Source organism: Microvirga medicaginis, assembly GCF_052658925.1.
On sequence record NZ_JBQWEL010000082.1, the window covers coordinates 1 to 283 of the forward strand.

The 283-nt window shown below is 59.0% G+C and carries 1 protein-coding gene; it reads left to right on the forward strand.

The features are described 5' to 3' along the window. A partial coding sequence (locus ACUXUR_RS26860; protein ID WP_445505401.1) for a DDE-type integrase/transposase/recombinase occupies positions 1-226 on the forward strand: 226 nt, incomplete at its 5' end. Between the last annotated feature and the right edge of the window lie 57 nt (positions 227-283).

Sequence of the window (283 nt, forward strand, 5' to 3'; positions counted from 1 at the left end):
GCCCATTCGCATCCGCCAAAGCGCCTATCTCAATAATCGGATTGAGCAGGATCATCGGGCCATCAAGCGGCGGACCAGGCCCATGCTCGGGTTCAAATCCACGCGCACTGCCCGTGTGATCCTGGGCGGGATCGAGATGGTGCACATGATGCGCAAACAGCAGGCGAAGTATGCCCGCAATCCGCAACCGCCGCTCGCAGAGCAGTTCGAGATGCTTACCGCGTGAGTGATCACACGCAATTCCGGTCCCACTTTGCAGCCTAGCCAAATTTGCGACGGATCC